This is a genomic window from Bacteroides sp. An269 (assembly GCF_002159755.1).
GTDB lineage: Bacteria > Bacteroidota > Bacteroidia > Bacteroidales > Bacteroidaceae > Phocaeicola > Phocaeicola intestinalis.
Genome location: NZ_NFJG01000071.1, coordinates 1 through 21755, shown reverse-complemented (window position 1 = coordinate 21755; position 21755 = coordinate 1). Strand labels below are relative to the sequence as shown.

Here is a 21755-nt window from a genome sequence, read left to right as displayed (position 1 = left end):
CGGATGACCCTGATTCCGGGCTTCCACCGCCTTCCTCCGCCCTTTCCGCTACGCTCCAAGGACGGAGGAAGGCGGTGGCGGAGTTGCACTTCTAACTTGACGGTGGGAGGCTATTTAAATTTATATGAATATCAGGTAATACCCGTTAGCGGAATTAATGTTGTATATAATTCTATTAGGGCTACTTCATTCTATGTCCTCCAATGAGGGGATGTATATCCCCGGTATGGAGGGCATAAAACCAAACCGTCTGCGGATGGGGGTTATGAACCAAGATAATAGCTAAACTATGAGCGTGTTTTTCATTGTTTCTCTACTACAATTCTGTTATCCCATCGTTTCTGAATAAAAATCAAGCATATCATAAATATCATCTTGAGTGGCAGTCTGGTTGATATGAATATCACCTACTTCGCTGATTAGTGTAAAGTTAACCTTTCCTTCAGCACTGTTTTTCTTATCATGACACATAAAAGCATACAAACGCTCATAATCCTCGCAGGTGAAAGCCACACGGCCATAATTTTCTTTAATAAATTGCAAAGTCTGACGAAGTTTTTCCTTGGGGAATCCCATACGTAAGTGAGAATAATACAGTTCGCATACCATCCCAGCCGCTACAGCATAACCGTGCAAAATAGGACGACCATTTTCCAAAGCAAGACTTTCGAAAGCATGTCCTACCGTATGCCCGAAATTTAACGCTTTACGGATACCTTTTTCAAATGGGTCTTGTCTTACAATCTGCTCTTTCACCTCAATGGACTTACCTACCAATCTTTGTAGGCACCCGTAATCAATCCGGTTCAAATCAAAACCAACCAGTTCGCTCCAGTGGCAGGCGTTACTGATTAGCCCATGTTTCAACATCTCCGCATAACCAGAAAGCAGATTTTCCCGGTCAAGCGATTTCAGAAATCCGCAGTCTATCAATACAGATTCGGCTGGGGCAAATGCGCCGATTTCATTCTTCAGCCCATTGAAATTTATGCCAGTCTTTCCTCCCACAGATGCATCTACCATCCCCAACAATGTGGTCGGAATATTAATCATCGAAATACCCCGCTTAAAAGTAGCAGCTGCAAAACCTCCTAAATCGGTTACCATACCTCCGCCTAAATTTATCATCAGCGAACGACGTGTAGCCCCTTTCAAACTCAATTGCGTCCACACATACGCCAATGTTTCCAGGTTTTTGTGCACATCCTCTACCCCTATACAAATTTCAACGGCATTTTTCAAGAAAGGAAACCTACAGATAATCGGAAAACAAAAGACATGTGTGTGTTCATCTGTCAAGACAAACACTTTGTCGTGTTCACTTTTCGTTACCGCTTTCTTTAAATCATTTTCCAACTGATTGCAAATTACTACTTCCTGCATACTCATAATTATTTGTTTATTTGGGGGCAAAAATAGAAAAAAGTTAGCAGCAAGACGAAAGCATTAACAAATATTCAGGATGAAAGATTAAACCTTATCTTGCTTTTTCTGTCAAACAGGCGACAAACATTTAGACATTAATTAAAAGAAGACAATGAAAACGTGGGTTATGGGGTTACTACTGATGTTCGCAGGAACAGCAACCTTTGCACAAGGCAACAGTAGATTAGGAAAGATTTCAGGACGTGTAATTGATGCAGATGACCAATCACCGGTAATGGAAGCTACAGTACAAGTGTTATCATTACCAGACAGCACAATGGTGACTGGTCAATCAACCGATTTGAACGGACGGTTCTCGATCAATGTACGTCCGGGAAATTATGCATTGAAAATATCATTTATAGGCTATACATCTGATGTAAGAAGGGTGTCTATTACAAAATCCAAACCAAATCTGAATATCGGAACGGTAAAAATGCACATGGATGCCGTAATGTTGGAAGCGGCAACCGTAGTAGCCCAGGCTCCCGAAGTAACCGCAGTAGCAGATACACTGGTGTACAACAGTTCGGCATACCGCGTACCTGAAGGCTCTGCCCTGGAAGAACTGGTAAAAAAACTTCCCGGGGCAGAAGTGGACGAAAATGGAAAAATCACCATCAATGGCAAAGAAATTACGAAAATCATGATTGACGGAAAAGAGTTTTTTGCAGATGACCCTAATATCGCCATGAAAAACCTTCCAGTCAACATCATCGACAAAGTACGGGCATACGACAAACAATCAGATATGGCACGTGTGACAGGTATTGAGGATGGTGAAGAGGAAACCGTGCTTGACCTAAGCGTAAAGCCGGGTATGAACCACGGATTTTTCGGGAACGTAGACGGAGCGTACGGTACAGAAGACCGATATAGTGCCAAACTGCTTGCCAACTACTTCAAAGACAAAAAACAATTCACCGTTATAGGTTCGGCAAACAACGTAAATGATAATAGTTTTCCCGGTGGAGGTGGCGGTTTCCGCCGTCAGGAAAACGGCCTGACAGCTGTGAAAATGCTGGGAGCGAACTTTGCTACCGAAAACGACAAGTTCAAATCGGAAGGAAGTATAAACTTCAATTACAAAGATGCTGACCAAATCAGCAAACAGTCGTCTGAGACATTCGTTTCCACCGAAAGCAGTTCGTTCAAGAATGCTATGGACCATACACGCAATAAAACGACCAATCTGACAGCAGATGCTTTCATGGAATGGCGTCCGGACACAATGACCACGCTGATATTCCGGCCACGTATCCGTTATGGAAAAACTGACAACAGCAACGGACAGAATTCATACACTTTCGACCAAGACCCTGTATATTCTACAGATGAACTGTTCAACACCGATGATATTACCTCACTGGTTCCCGAAGCCAACATTGTCAATAGCGTGTTGAAAAACTCGTTGAGCAAGAGTGATGATATTACTGCCGGAGGTTCGGTGATTATCAACCGCAGACTGAACAGCGAAGGACGCAACATCACCTTCCGCGGCAGATACAACTATACGAATAGCAGCAGCGAACAATTTTCACTTTCAGAAACCGAATATTTCCAACAAACGGATGAAGAACGATTCGAACGTTTAAACCGGTATATCAATACTCCCACCAAAAACAGTGAATACAATGCGCGGCTGACCTATAGCGAACCTATATTCAAAGGTGGGTTTTTACAATTCGGATACAACTTCCAGTATAGCCACTCTACCACCGACCGTTCTACTTACGACATGCCCGAAGAGTGGACCCTTGACGGCAACACTTCCGGAGGAACACTCAATACCGACTTAAGTAAGAATGCCACCTATAATTATTACAATCACCAGGTAGATGTTTCATTCCGTTGGATACGCGAAAAGATGCGTTTCAATATCGGTATGTCCTTCCAACCCCAACGCTCTACACTTAGTTATTCGCAAGGCGACTATCAAGTAGATACTGTACGGAACGTGTTCAACTTCACACCGACCCTAGACTTCCGCTACCGCTTCTCCAAAACCAGCCAGTTGCGTATCCGCTACCGTGGAAGAAGTTCACAACCTGATATGATAGATTTGCTTCCGATTTCGGATAATACCGACCCTCTGAATGTAACGGTAGGAAATCCGGGACTGAAGCCAACTTTCACCAACCATTTGCGCGTGGAATACAACATATTCAAAACCGAAACCCAGCGTGGTATGTTCTCGTTCTTCAGTTTCCAAAACGTACTAAACGACATCAGCAACCGACGTATTTATAACTCTGAAACAGGAGGATACACCACCATGCCTGAAAATATCAACGGAAACTGGAACTTATTCGGCATTGTGGGAAGTAACATTGCCTTACGTGACAAACGTTTTACCATCAACACCTTTACACGTGCCAATTACCAAAATATGGTGAGCTATATCAGTGATAACCAGACCACAACTGATGCCGATAAGAACACTACCAAACGACTGTCATTAGGCGAACGTTTACGCGGAACGTTCCGAAATGACTGGTGGGAGTTATCACTCAACGGTTCACTGGATTATACCCATTCGCGCAACAGTTACCAAACATCGAACAATATGGATACTTACCAATTTTCGTACGGAGCCAGTACCAACGTGCGCCTGCCTTGGAACATGACTATATCGACTGATATTTCTCAAAATTCACGTCGTGGATACACCGATGCCAGCATGAACCGAGACGAACTGATATGGAATGCACAGATAGCTCAAGATTTCCTAAAAGGCAATGCAGCTACAGTAAGCATTCAGTTCTATGACATTCTGAAAAATCAAAGCAACATCAGCCGTACTATCAGTGCAGCCATGCGACAAGATACCGAATACAACGCTATCTACAGCTACTGTATGGTACACTTCATCTACCGACTGAACCTCTTTGGAGGCAAACAAGGACAAATGGGTGGTCCCGGTTTCCGTGGAGGACATGGTCCGCACGGACCTCGCCGGTTCTAAAAAACGATCAACAAACGGGCACTTATACTTTATTATACTCACCGCTATCATTCACATCCAAGAAAAGGCTCACAGCGTCGCCGACAGAACACCTGTGAGCCTTCTTTTTGCATAGAGCCAAGACATGCTGACATAAAACCATTTTTTTAACCTGACTATACAAGTCTTATACAAGTCTTACCGGATATCGAACGGATTATTCCGGTATCTGTTTGGCTCGTATCAAAATATTGCTTACATTTGCTTACTTTATCAACCAAGAACCATGAAAACAATCTTCTGCTACATATTTTTATCTCTGCTGACATTCCTTCCTGTCCGGGCGCAACTGAACTGCACATTCACACATTATTCGCAAGAGAACGGACTTTCGGAAAACACCGTAATGGCTATGGTACAAGACCATGACGGCATGTTATGGTTTGCGACATGGGATGGAATCAACCGCTTCGACGGGTATGACTTCCAAGTTTACAAAGCACGCAAAAGCAATGAAGTGGAATGGGCATCCAATCGCATTGATTACCTATATGTAGACGCCAGAGGTAATATATGGTGCATCGCCTACGACGGACATGTATTTCGCTTTGACAAACGTCGGGAAACCTTTGACGAAATTTTATCTCAGGAACCGGAAAGCAATCTTGTAATAACCAACATTGTAACCTTGAAAAACGGAACGGTATGGTTGCTTGCCGGAAACGATGGAGGCATACGTATTACACCTGCAACCTCACAGCAGAAGGAAGGACAAAAAACTTACCTTTCGAGCGCATGTGGGGAAAAGGGCACACGCATCTACAACATACATTTGGATAGCAAAGGAAGAGAATGGCTGCTTAGCGAAAACGGTTTGCTCCGTATAGACCCTGATGGGAAAGAAACAAGTTATTTTGCCGATACCCATCCCCGGAAAAGACAGCAGGAACAACCGTTTTTCGATGTACTGGAAGTAGAAGGAATGTTGTGGTTCACCTCACGGCAAGGACGTGTATGGATATACAATACAAACAATGACATATTCACATTGAAAGAACTTCCCATACAAGACAACATTATCGCCATCCGCCAGCTAAAAGACGGACGTATGGTATTCGCAGCCCCCAAGCAAGGCATCCTGATAACTGATACACAGACAGAATCCATACATTTTTATGGAGCAGAGCAAGGATTTGACTTTGCCAGTTCACCCATCATCTCGATCTACGTAGACAGTCATGACGAAATATGGGCAGGTGTAGACCGTTCGGGGTGTGTATGCCACTTGAACCCAGACGAAAAACAACTGAAAGTAGAACAGATAAAAGTAGAAAAAGACCCGGCCGACCGCTCGATACCTGTATTCTCTATCTGCGAAAACCGGGACGGAAACTTATGGGTACATCCTGTAGGCGGAGGATTGTCCTGGTTCGATCGTGACTCAGGCAGGCTATTGCCTTTTTACGATGAAGCCGGAAGCAGTGAATGGCGCTTCTCAAATAAATTGCATGCCATGATGACCGACCGCCAGGGGAATCTGTGGCTAGGTACCCATTCGAAAGGACTGGAAAAAGTTTCGTTCTTCGATAATGAATTCCGCCTATACAAACCCTTGGCATGTCATTACGACACTCACGCCAATCAAGTGCGTGCCTTGTGCGAAGATTCACAAAAACGTATCTGGATAGGTACACGGGACGGGAAAATTACCATCTTCAACACCGATATGGCTCCTTTAGGCTACCTTACCGCTGATGGACGTATCTCTTCATCGGGCACTCCGTTTATCACCCCAGCCTACCGCATCATGGAAGACTCGCATGGCACCGTCTGGATAGCCTCAAAAGGTGGTGGCATTATCCGTCTCGAACCACAGGAAGGAAATAAATCTTATCGTCCGACTCATTATACGTATGATGCCAACGACATTTATAGCTTGAGCCACAATAGTGCTTATGATATCTGCGAAGACGGAAAAGGACGTCTGTGGATAGCTACATTTGGGGGAGGTATCAACTGCATGGAACCTCAGGCAGACGGAAGCTATCGTTTCATTAACTTTCGTAACAACCTGAAATCATATCCAATGGAACGTTGTTACAAAGCACGTGCCTTGCAACGCGATGCCAACGGTACAATGTGGATTGCTACATCGAATGGACTTCTTTCTTTCGATGAAGACTTCACCCGCCCAGAAGCCATCAGCTTTCATCTGCATGCACGTACTCCGGGCGACCCTGAGAGTTTAAGCAACAACGATATATATGATATTCTGCTTACTGGAAAAAAACATTTGTTCTTTGCTACATTCGGCGGTGGCTTGAATAAATTGAAAGACATAGACCATAAAGGCAAAGCACGTTTCTCATCTTACAATACTACCAGCGGCCTACCCACCGATGTACTGGTATCACTTGCCGAAGACGAAAAAGGAAATATATGGATAGGTACAGAAAGCGGACTGAGCCGCATGGATACTCATAAACATCGTTTCGACAATTTTCTGCGACGCGAACTGGGAGAAGAATTGGCCTTTGAGGAAAATACGGCCATGGTACTCACCGATGGAAGACTACTCTTTGGGTCGAACCGCGGAGTGCTTGTATATCGCCCGGAAGAAGTAAAGACCAACAATTATGTGCCCGAAATTATCTTTGCCGGCCTGAAAATAGCCAATGAAAACATCATGCCTAAAGCCGGGACGGTACTGTCAGAGTCTCTGAACAGTCTGGGCAGTCTTGTACTTCCCCACACCAAAAACACCATAGCTCTCTCATTTGCAGCACTTGACATGAACTTCCCGGAAAATATCAAATATGCTTATATGCTGGAGGGATTCGATGAAGAATGGAACTATGTAGGCAAACAGCGTACGGCTACCTATACAAACTTACCTCAGGGGGAATATACTTTCCGCATCCGTTCTACCAACGGAGCAGGTATATGGGTAAACAACGAACGGCATTTGCCTATAACTGTCCAGCCTGCTTTCTGGGAAACCCCTATCGCTTACGGACTTTATGTCATCGTTTTTCTCGGCATATTGCTTGGTGGAGCTTATATTTTATTCATTATCTACCGCCTGAAACATGAAGTTTCTGTAGAACAACAGGTTACAGATATCAAACTGCGCTTCTTCACCAACATTTCACACGAATTACGTACCCCACTCACTTTGATAGAAGGTCCGCTAAGCTATATTTTAAAACGCAACGACCTGACACATGAAGTGAGGGAGCAGCTACAAGTTGTAGAGCGGAATACCCACCGTATGCTACGCCTGGTGAACCAGATTCTGGATTTCCGCAAAATACAGAACAACAAGATGAAGCTCTGTGTAGAGCAGGTGGATATCGTTCCTTTTGTCCGTAAAATCATGGAAAACTTCGAATCGCTGGCCGAATCAAACAAAATAGATTTCATCTTCGAAAGCGAACAACCTTCGTTGAAGCTATGGGTAGATGTAGACAAAGTAGAAAAAATTATCTTCAACCTACTCTCAAATGCATTTAAATATACTCCACAAGGCAAAAGTATTAAAGTCTTTATACATGAAAATGAAAAGAGCATAGCAATAGGCGTGCAAGACCAAGGAATCGGTATTCCTGAAAGCATGAAGAAATCTTTATTCGTACGTTTCGAGGCTTTACTGGATAAACATCTGATGGGAAACAGTACGGGAATAGGCCTGTCGCTTGCCAAAGAACTGGCAGACCTACATCATGCCGACATCCACGTAGACAGTAAGGAAGGAGAAGGGAGCTGCTTTACTATAGAATTCCAGAAAGGCAAAGAGCATTTCGGTGAACAAGTGGAATTTATTGTTTCGGACAATGTAGAGCTATCATCCGAAAGCAATTTGCCGGAAATAAAACAAGAACCTCAAGTTGAAAATACTTTATCCGGAACAATTACCGACCGAAAAACAATGTTGCTGGTAGAAGATAACCTGGAACTACGTTTCTTCTTACGTAACATTTTTAATGAAGAATTTCAAACCATCGAAGCATCAAATGGTACAGAAGGTGTAGAAAAAGCCCGCAAATATATCCCCGACATCATCATCAGCGACATCATGATGCCCGAAAAAGACGGTATAACACTGACGAAAGAATTGAAAAGTGACATGTCAACCAGTCACATACCTATCGTTTTACTGACTGCCAAGACCGACATGGACAGCAAATTGCAAAGTATGGAACTGGGCGTAGACAGCTATATCACCAAACCCTTCAGTGCCGTATATCTGAAAGCACGTGTAGACAATCTGCTCATGCGCCGCAAACGGCTGCGCCAATTCTATAGCGAACACCTGATGAACACCAATGCTCCGGCTACAGAAGAGGAAGCAAAAGTGGAAAAAGAAGTGCAAAATTCTATTTCACCACAAGACAAACTCTTTATGGACCACTTGACGGAATTTATGGAGAAAAATCTGGATAATGGTGATCTGATAGTGGACGACCTGGTGAAAGAAATGGCGGTAAGCCGCTCGGTTTTCTTTAAGAAACTGAAATCGCTTACTGGATTTGCCCCAATCGAATTCATCAAAGAAATGCGCGTAAAACGTGCTGCACAACTGATAGAATCGGGCGAGTTCAATATGACCCAAATTGCCTATATGGTAGGTATCAACGACCCACGCTATTTCAGCAAATGCTTTAAACAACGTTTTGGAATGACACCTACAGAATACAAGGAGAAAGCGCGGAAAAAATAGAAAATGAATATTCACATTTTGTCCAATACGCCCCTACATGGGATGTTTGCGGATATTCAGTAAATAGAATGAATATCCGCATTTTTGTGGAATTCATAAAAAACAGACCAGCATGTCTGTACTCGCTATGGGGAAAATTCAGAACGGATAACCAATAGCAAAATGCAGACCTTGTCCGTCCTTGAACCGGGGAATGTTATAATACCCAGAACGTCCGGTTTCATAAGGCACGTGGAGAGCAATTCCCCAATCCAGACGAAGGACAAGAAAAGACAAATCATAACGGATACCCACACCAGTACCTACAGCTATATTATCGAAAAAATGTTTGAAAGTGAATTCCGCACCGGGACGAGCCTCATCTTTCCGCATCAGCCACACATTGCCTGCATCAAGAAAGACTGCCCCGTTAAGATTTCCACCAAACATATTCGAGAAAAGCCTGAACCGATACTCCAGGTTTGCTTCCAGTTTGATGTCACCTGTTTCATCTACATACGAATAGGCAGCATTATCTGCCGGATGAAAACGTCCCGGACCCAACGAACGTACCGTAAAGGCACGGATGCTATTGGCACCTCCCACGTAAAACTGCTCATTGTAAGGTGCAATAGTCTTATTGCCATATGCCCAAATCACACCTGCCATCAACCGTCCTGCCAGCTGCTGTTTTTCATTGATGTAAAACAACGGGCGTATCTCACTGGTAAATTTCAGGAATTGGGCAAAAGGGGTTCCTAAAAATTTCTTTTCTTTTTCTTTGAATCCTCTTCCGAAAGCAGCATAAATAGCCGACGTGATATTTCCTGCCGAAGTGAACGAGTTCTCCCACCATATCCGCCAACGGCGTTGACGCCACGAATCATCATAAGTAAAAGTATACGAAATGGAAGGGATGAACTGGTCGTCCAAACTATGAAAGAGCATTGGGTTTGCCAAAGCAATCGAATCGAATGTAGCCGTACGGCGTTGCAAGTGATTGAAAGCAAGATGAACCGGTGTGACGGTATGTTTCATGCTTCGTGATTTCTGAAAGCTATAAGATATACTTCCGCCAAAAGAAAGCATTTTGAAATAACGGGCACGGTTCACCTGCTCTGCATAGATGCGGAAATGGGTTTCGGAAGGGAAACGGAACGGATCTATCCGGTTGCGTACCCAAGGAATGACAATGCGCGGAAAATCAAGTGAAAGCGCAGCACCCAGTTCATACGAATTCATAACCGACTTGTCACCGTCTACCGTCGAACTGGTCTGCCATTCGTACGAACCTTTCAGTTCCAGATTCAGCGAAGCCCCCATCCTCAGGAAGTTCTTTTTCGTAAGTTTGAATATAGCTCCCGGACCAGTCTGCTTTGTACTCTTGGTCGTGACATTCAATTCCAATTCACTATCGTAAGGCAAATCGAACATGGCATTTACCCGTACATCAAGCGTATCTTCACCGGAACGAGGCAAGTATTGCATCTCGTTGAACTTAAACACTCCCAATCGTGAAAGTGCTTCCTGGGTATAATCTTGACGTGTCTGTGAATAAAGTTCTCCTTTCCGATAAAGAAAACGCTTACGCAATACATCGAAGCGCAATCCTGGCTTGTCTCCAGCATAAAACACTGTAAAGTCACGCAATTTCATTGAGTCAACAGGAGGTTCTCCGTTGTATCCTGTCAAATAAACAGCTGTCTTCCCGATATGATAGGTTTTTAAGGCTTCTTTCGGAAGATTGGCAGCAGGAACCATCTTCAGCATCACATAGCCGGGACGCATCAGGGTGTCGGCTAGAAATGTCAGGAAATCGGTACGTGCATAATAATATCCGTGGTTGCGCAACAAATCTACCACCCGTTGACGTTCTGCATTCAGGGTATTGACATTAAAATAATCATCGGTATGTACCAGTCGCTCCGATGAACGGGCATGAATCAGACTGTCGGTTCGGGGAGCAAAACCTTCGTATAGCAATGTATCTATCCGGTACGGACGCCCCATATCAATATCATAACTCAATTTTACGGCACGTTCGTTTTTGGTGCTGTCTATTTTCCATGTGACATGCCCATCGAAGAAGCCATAATCACGAAGCAAGTTGCCCGCCACTTTGGCACGGGTATCCGGATTCACTTCCGATAGCAGAACGGGGTCGGCAGCCAGATGCTTGAATATCCACCTGCCGAAACCTTTTTCATATCGTTCAAAGCGATTATACATCCATAGTCCGAAAGGAATAGGAAACCGCACATTCGGATAGGTCACGATAGCATTGTTGGGAGCAATGCTGATGGCTCCCATCACTTCGTCTAATGCCGTCTGTCCGGCTTTGGTTTCATCTTCATTCTGGATTGTGATATTTTTCAGTCCCAGATAGAGGGTTTCTCCTTCGGGCAAATGCTTGGTGGTAGAGCATGATGACAACCCTGCCAGCATCCCGAGCAAAACGAATATATATGCGTCCAGTCTTTTCATTAGCTTCTATACCTTATTAATATACCTTCATTGCCCTTCGCTTATACCTTCATTGGTAGGTTTGTTTTTTTTACGCGAACGGAAGATAAAAAGTTCGCCCAGCTTACTTACTTTTTTTCTCAATACAACACCTACTCCCGTTTCAATCACTTCACCATCAAGTATGCTTTCGTAGTTTTTATCGTGGAAAATCTTGATATAGCGCGTGCCGCTATTGTCCAGTCTGTATTCCAGCGAGATATTGTCGATAAACGATTCTTCCTGTTGCTGGGCATCATTACCTGTCGAAATCTTCCCACCTATCACCACTTGGAAGCGGTTGTTCCAAAAACGTTTGGCAAACTGGAAGTTATAGTCTGTTCGTGAAGCTCCGCTTCCTTGCTCGGTGGTTTCCATACCGAAATTGATGTCAATGGTTTTCAGCGCACTACCTGCCACTTTATTGATTTCGCTTTGTAGGAAAGAATTCAGCATACTGTTCGTATCAAAGCCCTTGCCCGTGCTTCCGCCTCCCATATACATACCGGTCACCAGCATCGTTACAGCAAGCTTGTTTTTCTCTTCTTCCGATTTCCCCGCCAGTTCGTTCTGCATTGTCCCGTCTTCGGGAGCTTCCAAGGTAAAAGCAAATCCCAAGTTTTCCAGCCGGTTGGTCAGGCGCACCCCAACATCAAAATTCACCATTCTCGAACTGTTGTCATCCGATGCCACCGAAGCCCGTACCCGCTCCGAGGCTTTGATGTTAAGATTAGGGTTCATCAGGTCGCCTGTCCACTCAATATAGCTTCCGCTCTGTATGTGGAATGTCTTCAGTGGAATAATGGGCATTTCATACTTCATTTCTCCACTCATCAACGAATAACGTCCGTTCAGTACCATATTTCCATCTGGCTGGTATTGAAAGGAAAGGTCACCTCCCCCCTCCAGCAACATATAGTTGCTTCCGTCTTCGTTCAGGTCTACACGTGCCTGTACCGCCTCGTCGATATGCAGGGTCATCAATACATCAATACCTCCCAACGACACTGGTTTGAATGTCCGCAAATCCACCTGTGCTGTATCACGGAAGTCAACGAAGGTTACCGTTTCGCTCAAACGGTCTTCTACGGTAAGAGGAGAATCTTTCAGGATATATGTAAAATCACTGTTCCCCAAGATGTTCATATTTCCCCGCATTGTCAGATTTTCGGGAGACCCTTTTACCATCGAAGCGAAATCGACATAAAGCTTCCCATATACTAAGGATTCTTTTGTCCGTTTGGCATTGATAAGTTCGAAATTGCGTGCATTCATCTGAAGATTGACATCGATTGCAGCAAAATCATTTACATCCACATAGCCATCGATGGTAAACGGTGTAGCCCCCTCGGTATAGATATTAAAGCGTTTGAATTCCAAACGGTTCTGATTGATCCTGAGGGGACGATTGTCTAAGCGCAGGTTCAGTGAAGCCTGAGGGATTCCTACCTGTACACTATCCAAGGCAAACTCTCCGTCAAGAACCGGTTTTAAAGTAGAACCGTTCACATTTACGCTTCCATCCACGTCACCTGCAAGTGTAGCCATTTTCCCCGGGATGAAAGCATTGGCAATGTGTAAGGGAAAATGGTGCAGGCTTACCTTTGCATCGATTCTGTCTTCTGTCTGCTTGTCAAGAGCGGTTGTATAAGTCCCGTCCAGGTTCACCGCCTCTTTCCCATCAATAGTGATAAAACCGTCAATGCCGTGTGCTCCATTTTCCTGAGGCAAATAAACCGCCGACATTCCCCAGTCGCCCAAAGATTGCCGGTTATATGCCAGGCGTTCTACCTGTATCTCGGCTGCAACTTGCATATCTGCTTCCGTCTGCACATAATGTACTTCTGCACTCACTCGTCCGGCAATATCGGGCATATAAGGCACCACTCTGCGAAACTCGGCTATATCTATGCGGTTCAGAGCCAAAGTCAAGTCTTGCAACGCAAGGGTATCGGGTGTAGAGGTCAGCGACAAGCCGGTATGAAGCGTGTCCGTCAAGCGCAAGTCGGCATGTATACGTCCTTTGTCGGCAAGGTAAATGTAATTATCGGGATTTGCCTGGAAATGACGGTATACTAATATGGGGGTATCGGGAGAAACATGTAAGCTGACTCCATCGGGATGCAGGCGGGCTTCCAATCCCAGGTCGACTCCTTTCTCACGCTTATTATTCAAATACATTATCCGAAGCCCAGCCCGGACAGAGTCAATACTTCCTCCCATACCGATATCAAAAGCTTCCTGACGCTTGCTTGCCAATGCTTTTACACCACTATGAAACAAGAAGCGGGTAGAATCTTGGCGGGCATCGAAAAATATGGTGTCCAGCCGCAGACTATCGGTACGTAAACCATAAAGATTCATTTCGGCATTCAGTCCGTCGGAAGGTGAAGCGGTCATCTTTGCCCGAAAACGGTCATACCGCAAATGATTGGCAGAAAGCAAGTTTGCAACCGGATTATCCGAACCGGAAAAGACTCTCAGTTCTGCCCGGGGCAAGAGAAGTTTCAATGCCCGTTGGTCCAGCTTACGCGCTTTCCATTGACGGTCGAATTCCTTCATCAGTGCTGTAGCACCGGTCCCCAAGCGCTCCACTCCGTCAGGCGAACGGAAAAGAAAAGTCAGGTCGCCTGCATTTACATAACTCCGGATAGAATCGGAAGCCATCTCCACTCCGGCATGAAGGTCTTTTGTGTGAAACGTATTTTCTTCCGTAGCAAGAACAATATTGGTCAGCGATAACCGTACACGATGGCTTTTCTTCATATCGGTCTGGGCATAAGCTTTGATGTGAAGTGATGGAGTCAGTTTGGTTCCTGTTACCGACAAAGCTTTCAGGTCCAGCCGTTTCACCTGTGCGTCTAAGTCTGCTTGAATGGCATTTGGACGAAGCGAAGCATTAAGGCTGGCAGAAACGTCCACGGCATGGTCAGACACAAAGAGTGCCACATTGCCTTGCGACTGACGGAGGTCGGCTTCGAGCTTCAATCCCGAAAACAGCCTATGCCCATAACGGAGATGAGATACTTCAGCATCTGCCTTCGCTTGAGTATGAGGGGAAAAGAAATCCAAGCCCGCTCCTTCCGCATGCAATGTAGCAGAAAGGCCGTAAAGTGAGTCTTGAGGCATGAAACGGTGCAAATTCAGGCTATCGATATCTATCCGTGCTTTGTAACTGTCCGAAATCAGGTTATATCCTGCATCCAATACTATTTTACCCTGTCCTCCATCATTCAGTTTCATTTGGGCTGCAAGCTGATTTCCCGTCAATGAAGCCGTCCCTTCCAAACTTATTCCCGTAGGAACAGCTACACTTTCCCCTGTAAGAGCTTTCAGAAAACCAAGGTTCCCGGTTTGTGCCTCCAGATGCAACAAACCATCGCGCCGCACACTATCAAGTGGAAAAAACATTTCTCCGCTGGCTTCGGCACGTATGGCTCCCGGAAGTGTAAGCGATAAGGCTGTAAGACGCAAATTGTTCAGACTTCCATCTATTCCGGCACGTACTTGCAGAGGTACCGATGGATAATGACGTACAAATTCATCGGGCATGTCCGTCACTACTTTCAACAAATCATTTTTACCGATATCTGCCATCAGACGTGCCCGTATCGTTCCTTCTTTGTCCGTATCCATCGCATCCCAATCCATCGAAGCGTTTAGTTCTATAACCGAATCAGGAGTCTTGATGCGGAGTGAAGGCACATTCAGCGTATGAGCATCCGACACCAGCCTCCCTTCGCCAGAAGTGATTTCCAGTCCAGAGTGTTCTTTCAGGTTCAGATTCCGGATCATAGCATGTATATCGTTTCCTGCATAGCGTAGCGAATCCATACGCAGGTTTATTTCAGTCAGGACGATGTGTGAAGGGTCTATTCCCTTTTCAATGGGAGCGAGTGTACCCGACTCAAACGTAGCTTTTCCACCTTCCAACGAAAGTGTACGTGCCGCATACGCCATCTGATGCAGGTCAACATCTCCTTCGCGCAACGAAAGTCGGTCAAGTGCTATTCCCATCCGAAGTGTATCAAGCGGCATTTGCATGGCAAAGGAAACATCTTCAAAGTCGATTTTGCGCAAGCGGAACTTCCAGTATACCGGTGCCGAAGCAGTGGTATCGGCAGCAGAGGTATCGGCAAAACACATCGACAAGTGAGTATCTTTCAGAGTAAGCTCATCTATTATGGCAGTTTCAGGGCTCAGCTCCACTCCATGCGAAGCAATAAACAGATTTCCCAAATCTCCTTTCAATGTCATGCCTTCTATCAGTCCTGCCGTATTTACCGAAGCTTTACGCAATTCTAGTCCGTCCAACTCCACCTTTTTCTTAAATAAAGGGAGCAACTGCACCTGGGCAGTTAGCCGGTCGGCATATAGTATGGTGTCGCCGGTATTAATGACAAGTGTACGGTGCACCACCAGATCGAGTGGAAAAGAAAGCGAAATTCTTCCGATGGAAATCTGCATACCCGTAGCTTCCGATGCATACCGGGTGGCAGTATTCACCAGAAAATTCTGTATGGGAGGCAGATAAACCAACACACACAACACAACAAACAATATCAGCGGAGATGCTATAATAATCCCCAACCGGCGAATGTTTTTCTTCATAAAAATGCAACCAATTGCTTTTGCAGATGCGAATATAAGCAAAAATAACCGAATTGCATCGTTTTTTGATTGATTTGATAACATCAACCGACTGAAAAATCTTTAACTTTGCACCATACATTAACTAAAACAATACACTATGAAACCAACTTTATTCGTTCTTGCCGCCGGAATGGGAAGCCGTTACGGAGGTCTTAAACAACTGGACAGCCTGGGTCCGAACGGAGAAACCATCATGGATTATTCCATTTACGATGCAATCCGTGGAGGATTCGGCAAACTCGTGTTTGTCATCCGTAAAGATTTCGAAAAAGATTTTCGCGACAAAATCATCAGCAAATACGAAAACCACATCCCGGTAGAAGTCGTATTCCAGTCTACCGACAAACTTCCGGAAGGCTTTACTTGCCCAGCCGAACGTACCAAGCCTTGGGGGACCAACCACGCCGTACTGATGGGTAAAGACGTTATCAGCGAACCGTTTGCCGTTATCAACGCCGATGACTTCTATGGACGTGACAGCTTCGCCGTAATCGGCAAATACCTGTCCGAACTTCCTGAAGGCGCGAAAAACCAATATTGTATGGTAGGCTTCCGGGTAGGAAACACATTAAGCGAAAGCGGAACCGTGGCACGGGGTATCTGTTCGACCGATGCGGAAGGACACTTGACCACCGTAGTAGAACGTACCGAAATCATGCGCATCGACGGCACCGTATCTTATAAGGACGATGACGGGAAATGGGTGGGCATCGCCGACAACACCCCGGTATCGATGAACATGTGGGGATTCACGCCCGATTATTTCAAGTATTCGGAAGATTATTTCGTAGATTTCCTGAAGGAAAATATCGACAAGCCGAAAGCCGAATACTACATCCCGCTCATGGTGAACAAGCTCATCAACGAAGGTACCGCCAAGGTGAAAGTACTCGACACCACTTCACGCTGGTTCGGCGTAACGTATGCTGCCGACCGTCAGGGAGTGGTAGACAAATTCAAGGCACTTGCCGATAGCGGCGAATATCCTTCACCCTTATTCTGATAAATCACTTATTTTCACCACAGATTACACGGATTTTATTATCATCCGGGTATTCTGTGGTGTTTTGTATGCATTTTATTCATATATAATAAATGTTAAACAGTACATAAATGTAAACACTGTATAGCAATATAAGAAATAAATAGTATAATTTTGCAAACCGTAGTTTACAATATTAGATTATTTATATGAACGAAGCAAAAGAAACCTTTCGTGAAGTGAATGAAAGCTTCACAACCAAAGAAGCTATCGACGAAGCAAAACGATGCCTGAACTGTAAAAATCCTTCCTGCAAAAAAGGATGTCCCATTGATAATGACATCCCCGATTTCATCCATCAGCTCTCTATGGGGAATATGGGTGATGCCATGCGCATCATCAACGAAAAGAGCAACCTGCCTGCTATCTGCGGACGTGTATGTCCACATGAAAAACAATGCCAGGGACATTGTGTGCTCTATGCCAAAGGAAAAGGCATCCAAATCGGTAAGTTGGAACGCTTCATTGCTGATTTCGATACCGAAATGAATCTGATACGGGAGAAACTTCCGCAAAAAACACGAGGAAAAGTTGCTGTTATCGGCTCAGGACCTGCCGGACTTACCGTAGCGGGTGATTTGGCACGACAAGGATTCAACGTCACCATCTTCGAAGGACAAAGCGAAGCGGGAGGAGTCTTGATGTATGGAATCCCCGAATACCGCCTTCCCAAAGCAGTAGTAACCAAAGAAATACAAAAAATAGAAGCATTAGGGGTAAATTTTATTCTGAACTGTCTGGTAGGAAGAGACATTACTATCGACCAACTGTTCCAACAAGGATACGATGCCATCTTCATCGGAACTGGTACCGCACTTCCCAAAGACTTGAATGTACCGGGCAATACACTTCGTGGCATCGTCCAGTCATCTTATCTGTTGCACATGGTCACTATTTTTAACCAGAACATTGTGAGTCGTGATGCCGTACCGATGCATGAAGGCGATCGGGTAGCGGTCATTGGATGTGGAAATGTGGCTATGGACGCTGCACGTACCGCCGTACGTATGGGAGCTTCAAGTGTAACAGTTCTCTATCACCGTACCGAAGCTGACATGAGTGCCATTCCTAGCGAATACCAGGAAGCTGTGAAAGAAGGAGTGAAATTCATGTGGAAAACCTCTACCAAGGAGTTTTTGGGGGACGGAGATGGAAAAGTGACCGGTATCCGTGCAGAAACTCCCGAAGGTATCCAAGACCTGCCATTCGACTGTGTCCTGCTTGCCATCGGGTCACGTCCTGCCAATCGCATCGTATCAACCACTACTGGCATAGAGGTAGACGAAACTGGATATGTTATCGTGAAAGAGCGCCCATACGGAATGACTACCCGCCGGGGCGTATTTGCAGGAGGTGACGTAGTGCACCGCCCGCACACCGTAGTACTTGCCATGAAAGCTGCCAAACAGGTAGCAGCAGGCATTGCACAATATGTAGATGCCGTGAAATTATTGTCTATAGAGTAGAAACTGTTTATACTTTGAACGGTGTGCAATTGTGCATTTTAATGGTCATGCCGGATTACACAGCCGACATGACAAGCAAGCTTTATTCTCTCTGTCATATAGCTGCACCGTTTGTAAGATTAATAATCTTACAGCGTGAAGATTAATAATCTTACGGCATGAAGATTAATAATCTTACAAACAAGGCAGCTATGCGATTTATAGTTTTTCGATTTCGTCTTGAGTAAATCCTGTATATTTCATGATGATTTCCATTGGCATACCATCCATTTTCATTTGTTTAGCTATGCCAGCTTTCGTTTTTTTCGCGCCAATATTTATTCCTTCGGCACGCCCCTCAGCACGTCCTTCTAAACGTCCCTCGCCTCTTGCTGTTACAATGTTATCACGTAAGATGACCACATTGTCTAAATGGCGGTAATACGCATTCAGTTCTGCCTTGCTCATGCGTTCAAGCCGCAGTTTCTCACGGGCTTCTTTCAATCCGGGCGCAGTGGCATCGGAAGGGATATCTCCTGTGTTGAGGAAATAAATCCATTGTTCCAAAGGGACTTTCGACCATTTATTAAAATCGTTTACTTTCAGTATGTAATACTCCGGATAAAGATCGCTTACAGCAGTGACATTAAATTTCTGACGTTGGAAAGGAGTCAGGTTGAGTAGTTCTCCGTTGTGAATTCCTCTAAATTCAGTTTTGCCATGATATACTACGTCCGTACCATTTCCCAAATTGAAATAAACAATGTTCACGCTGTATATTTTCCGGATATGGTCATAGCCCTGTCCACGATTGATATATTCGGTGATTAATTTGGAAGTTCCAAATAGCATACGTTGGAAATAGGCGTACTCCGTATTGTTCTGAACTTCAATAATAAACAGTTCTCCTTTGTCGTTTTCCGCTAATAAATCCACGCGGTTCTGCTTATCATATTCGTCCTCCTGATTGCTTTCGCTTTCCAATAACTTGTTTATAGTTATCTTTTCATTAAGCAATGTTGTCAGCAGGCCTTCTAACACGCTAAAATTCGCTTTGTCACGAAGCAACCGTTTCATGGCCCAGTCAAAGCGGATATATTTGTTTTGTTCTTCCATAAGGATCATCTTTTTCTTTATATGCAAAGAAACAACTTTATTTCGAGAAAGGCAAACGGGAGGCAGCTTTTATTAATTTGAATTGTTTAATAACAGAGGCTTTTGTTTGACAAAATCAGATTATTTAAGTTTTATATTTTATTGATATTCAGTTGTTTTTAATTTTATCGTTCATGTAGGAAAAGGGAAAATTGTTGCTTCAGAACTGTTCTCTTAAAAAGTTTAATGAATGTCCGCGATGCGTCCTTACAAGCAATTTGGCAACATAAGGACATTTATAAAAGTTTTTCTTAGCGATAGGAAGATACAAGCTATATATAAATATACTGGCACCTTGCACTAAATGTCCCTTTTATTCTATCCGAAGCAAAACACTCCTTATACTTTTGCTCGTTCATTAAAACACTATTACAATGCAATCATTCAAAATAATACAACCGTCACCAATATTGCATCGCTACATTCGCCATTATTGGATATTACAAAGTGATATGGCAAATGCTGCACCCGAACGCACTTTCCCATTAGGTTGCATACAGCTTTTTTCATAAAAAGAAGCGATTATTCTCACAAACCCATCATAAAATACAGCCCCGATATTTCGTTTGTGGACAAGAAAAAGGATATACAGATATTTGCGCAGATGGAGATATAGAGATGCTTGTTGTTGTGTTTCAACCTTATGCGGCAAAGCTGTTTTTCCGGCAACCATTATCCCTTTTTCAAGGAGAAAATATAGCGATAGAAGATGTGGAAGATAGAGAACTTACCGAACTTGTCCACAAAGTAGCTGATACTGGAAACAACATTCATTGTATAAATTTGATAGAACAATTTCTATTGCATCGTTTAGTTGTATGTTCAGACTATAATATAGATAGACTTTCTGCTGTAATTCAAGACATTAATCTTAACCCATACCTTGATGTCTGTAAATTGGCTAATACTGCCTGCCTAAGCACAAAACAATTCACACGGATTTTTACGGAATATATTGGGACTTCGCCTAAAGAATTTCTGAGAATTATAAGAGTGCAACGGACTTTGTTCCTGCTGCAACAAAATCCTCCATACAATTTTGCGCAAGTAGCTTATAGTTGCGGTTTCTCCGACCAATCTCACATGATAAGAGAATTTAAGCTGTTTACAGGATATACACCTTTAGCATATCTATCGGTTTACACTCCCATATCTGATTATTTTTCTAACCCGTAGAATGTCCGTATTCTTCTATCCACGTCCTTATGGTAATCGTAATTTTGCAATGTCTTAGCGTAGGACAAAGCAAAGTAATAACTAAAAGAAAAAAGAACATGAAGAATTTAATCGCATTCTTTGAAATCCCCGTTACCGACTTCTACCAATCGGTAAATTTTTATCAAGCAATCTTCGGGGTGGAATTTATGGTAGCCGAATACAGCAATGAGAAAATGGCTTGTTTTGTACAGGACGGACAAACGGTTGGTGCCATATCCTATGCACCTGACTTCAAGCCCTCAGAGCATGGCGTTTTAATTCACTTTAACTGTGAAGACATTGACTGGGCTATCCAGCAAGTATTGAAACAGGGCGGAAGTATTGCTATTCCTAAGACAAAAATCCAGGCTGAAGGGAAAGGGTATTTTGCCGTATTCACCGACCCTGCGGATAATCGCATAGGACTTTATACCGACTAATATGTACCGATGGAAAAATATAGCTGCAAATGCAATAACTTGCAGCTATATTTTTGCCCCTAATCAATAAGAAACGGCAAAAAGCCTTACCTTTGTAAAATGATTCTAGAGGATTTCAAATTTTACAAACCATGTAAGTTATTGGGCAGAGTCAACCAGCGAGTGCAACATTACGAAATATTTTTGAAAAAGACCTCAGCCGGAGTCGAGAAATTGAGTTTTTCTCTCGGTCTGGCATTAATTTTCTTCCTGA

9 protein-coding genes and 1 pseudogene are annotated in these 21755 nt (G+C 44.0%); 6 read left to right on the top strand and 4 right to left on the bottom strand.

What is annotated here, in order from left to right; translation table 11 throughout:
* Window positions 1–327: 327 nt before the first annotated feature.
* The gene (gene aroB, locus B5F71_RS12850; protein ID WP_087210933.1) at window positions 328–1389 is read right to left on the bottom strand and encodes a 3-dehydroquinate synthase; all 1062 of its coding nucleotides are present in this window, start codon (window positions 1387–1389) and stop codon (window positions 328–330) included.
* A 148-nt stretch (window positions 1390–1537) separates the two neighbouring features.
* Between aroB and B5F71_RS12845 the strand changes: the two genes are divergently transcribed.
* Both B5F71_RS12845 and B5F71_RS12840 read left to right on the top strand, forming a co-directional pair.
* Window positions 1538–4390, top strand: coding sequence for a TonB-dependent receptor (locus B5F71_RS12845; protein WP_087210930.1), 2853 nt, complete (start codon window positions 1538–1540; stop codon window positions 4388–4390).
* 265 nt (window positions 4391–4655) lie between these two features.
* Window positions 4656–9089 carry a hybrid sensor histidine kinase/response regulator transcription factor gene (locus B5F71_RS12840; protein ID WP_087210925.1) on the top strand — a complete coding sequence of 1478 codons (4434 nt, stop codon included), beginning with the start codon at window positions 4656–4658 and terminating at the stop codon, window positions 9087–9089.
* Window positions 9090–9227: 138 nt separating this feature from the next.
* Here the strand turns inward: B5F71_RS12840 and B5F71_RS12835 are convergent, their stop codons facing one another.
* Both B5F71_RS12835 and B5F71_RS12830 read right to left on the bottom strand, forming a co-directional pair.
* Window positions 9228–11552, bottom strand: coding sequence for a BamA/TamA family outer membrane protein (locus B5F71_RS12835; protein ID WP_087210923.1), 2325 nt, complete (start codon window positions 11550–11552; stop codon window positions 9228–9230).
* A 27-nt stretch (window positions 11553–11579) separates the two neighbouring features.
* A complete protein-coding gene (locus tag B5F71_RS12830) occupies window positions 11580–16181 on the bottom strand; it encodes a translocation/assembly module TamB domain-containing protein (RefSeq protein ID WP_087210920.1) in 4602 nt (1533 codons plus the stop codon).
* Between the two features lie 139 nt (window positions 16182–16320).
* Here B5F71_RS12830 and B5F71_RS12825 point away from each other — a divergent pair, with 139 nt between their 5' ends.
* Both B5F71_RS12825 and B5F71_RS12820 read left to right on the top strand, forming a co-directional pair.
* Window positions 16321–17226 (top strand): nucleotidyltransferase, encoded by a 906-nt coding sequence (locus B5F71_RS12825; protein ID WP_013617806.1) that lies wholly within the window; start codon window positions 16321–16323, stop codon window positions 17224–17226.
* 188 nt (window positions 17227–17414) lie between these two features.
* On the top strand, window positions 17415–18731 hold the full coding sequence (locus B5F71_RS12820; protein WP_022040335.1) for an NAD(P)-dependent oxidoreductase: 1317 nt from the start codon (window positions 17415–17417) through the stop codon (window positions 18729–18731).
* A 198-nt stretch (window positions 18732–18929) separates the two neighbouring features.
* On the opposite strand, the gene B5F71_RS12815 is transcribed toward B5F71_RS12820, so the two are convergent.
* Window positions 18930–19826 carry an Rpn family recombination-promoting nuclease/putative transposase gene (locus tag B5F71_RS12815; protein ID WP_204247006.1) on the bottom strand — a complete coding sequence of 299 codons (897 nt, stop codon included), beginning with the start codon at window positions 19824–19826 and terminating at the stop codon, window positions 18930–18932.
* Window positions 19827–20239: 413 nt separating this feature from the next.
* On the opposite strand from B5F71_RS12815, the pseudogene B5F71_RS12810 reads away from it, so the two are divergent.
* A pseudogene (locus B5F71_RS12810) lies at window positions 20240–21041 on the top strand (helix-turn-helix domain-containing protein).
* A 98-nt stretch (window positions 21042–21139) separates the two neighbouring features.
* The gene (locus B5F71_RS12805) at window positions 21140–21502 is read left to right on the top strand and encodes a VOC family protein (RefSeq protein ID WP_162609945.1); all 363 of its coding nucleotides are present in this window, start codon (window positions 21140–21142) and stop codon (window positions 21500–21502) included.
* Window positions 21503–21755 lie beyond the last annotated feature (253 nt).

Bases quoted from the DNA above. Each gene is read 5' to 3' on its own strand.
- aroB (WP_087210933.1), bottom strand. From the start codon at position 1,389: ATGAGTATGCAGGAAGTAGTAATTTGCAATCAGTTGGAAAATGATTTA.
- B5F71_RS12845 (WP_087210930.1), top strand. From the start codon at position 1,538: ATGAAAACGTGGGTTATGGGGTTACTACTGATGTTCGCAGGAACAGCA.
- B5F71_RS12840 (WP_087210925.1), top strand. From the start codon at position 4,656: ATGAAAACAATCTTCTGCTACATATTTTTATCTCTGCTGACATTCCTT.
- B5F71_RS12835 (WP_087210923.1), bottom strand. From the start codon at position 11,552: ATGAAAAGACTGGACGCATATATATTCGTTTTGCTCGGGATGCTGGCA.
- B5F71_RS12830 (WP_087210920.1), bottom strand. From the start codon at position 16,181: ATGAAGAAAAACATTCGCCGGTTGGGGATTATTATAGCATCTCCGCTG.
- B5F71_RS12825 (WP_013617806.1), top strand. From the start codon at position 16,321: ATGAAACCAACTTTATTCGTTCTTGCCGCCGGAATGGGAAGCCGTTAC.
- B5F71_RS12820 (WP_022040335.1), top strand. From the start codon at position 17,415: ATGAACGAAGCAAAAGAAACCTTTCGTGAAGTGAATGAAAGCTTCACA.
- B5F71_RS12815 (WP_204247006.1), bottom strand. From the start codon at position 19,826: ATGGAAGAACAAAACAAATATATCCGCTTTGACTGGGCCATGAAACGG.
- B5F71_RS12805 (WP_162609945.1), top strand. From the start codon at position 21,140: ATGAAGAATTTAATCGCATTCTTTGAAATCCCCGTTACCGACTTCTAC.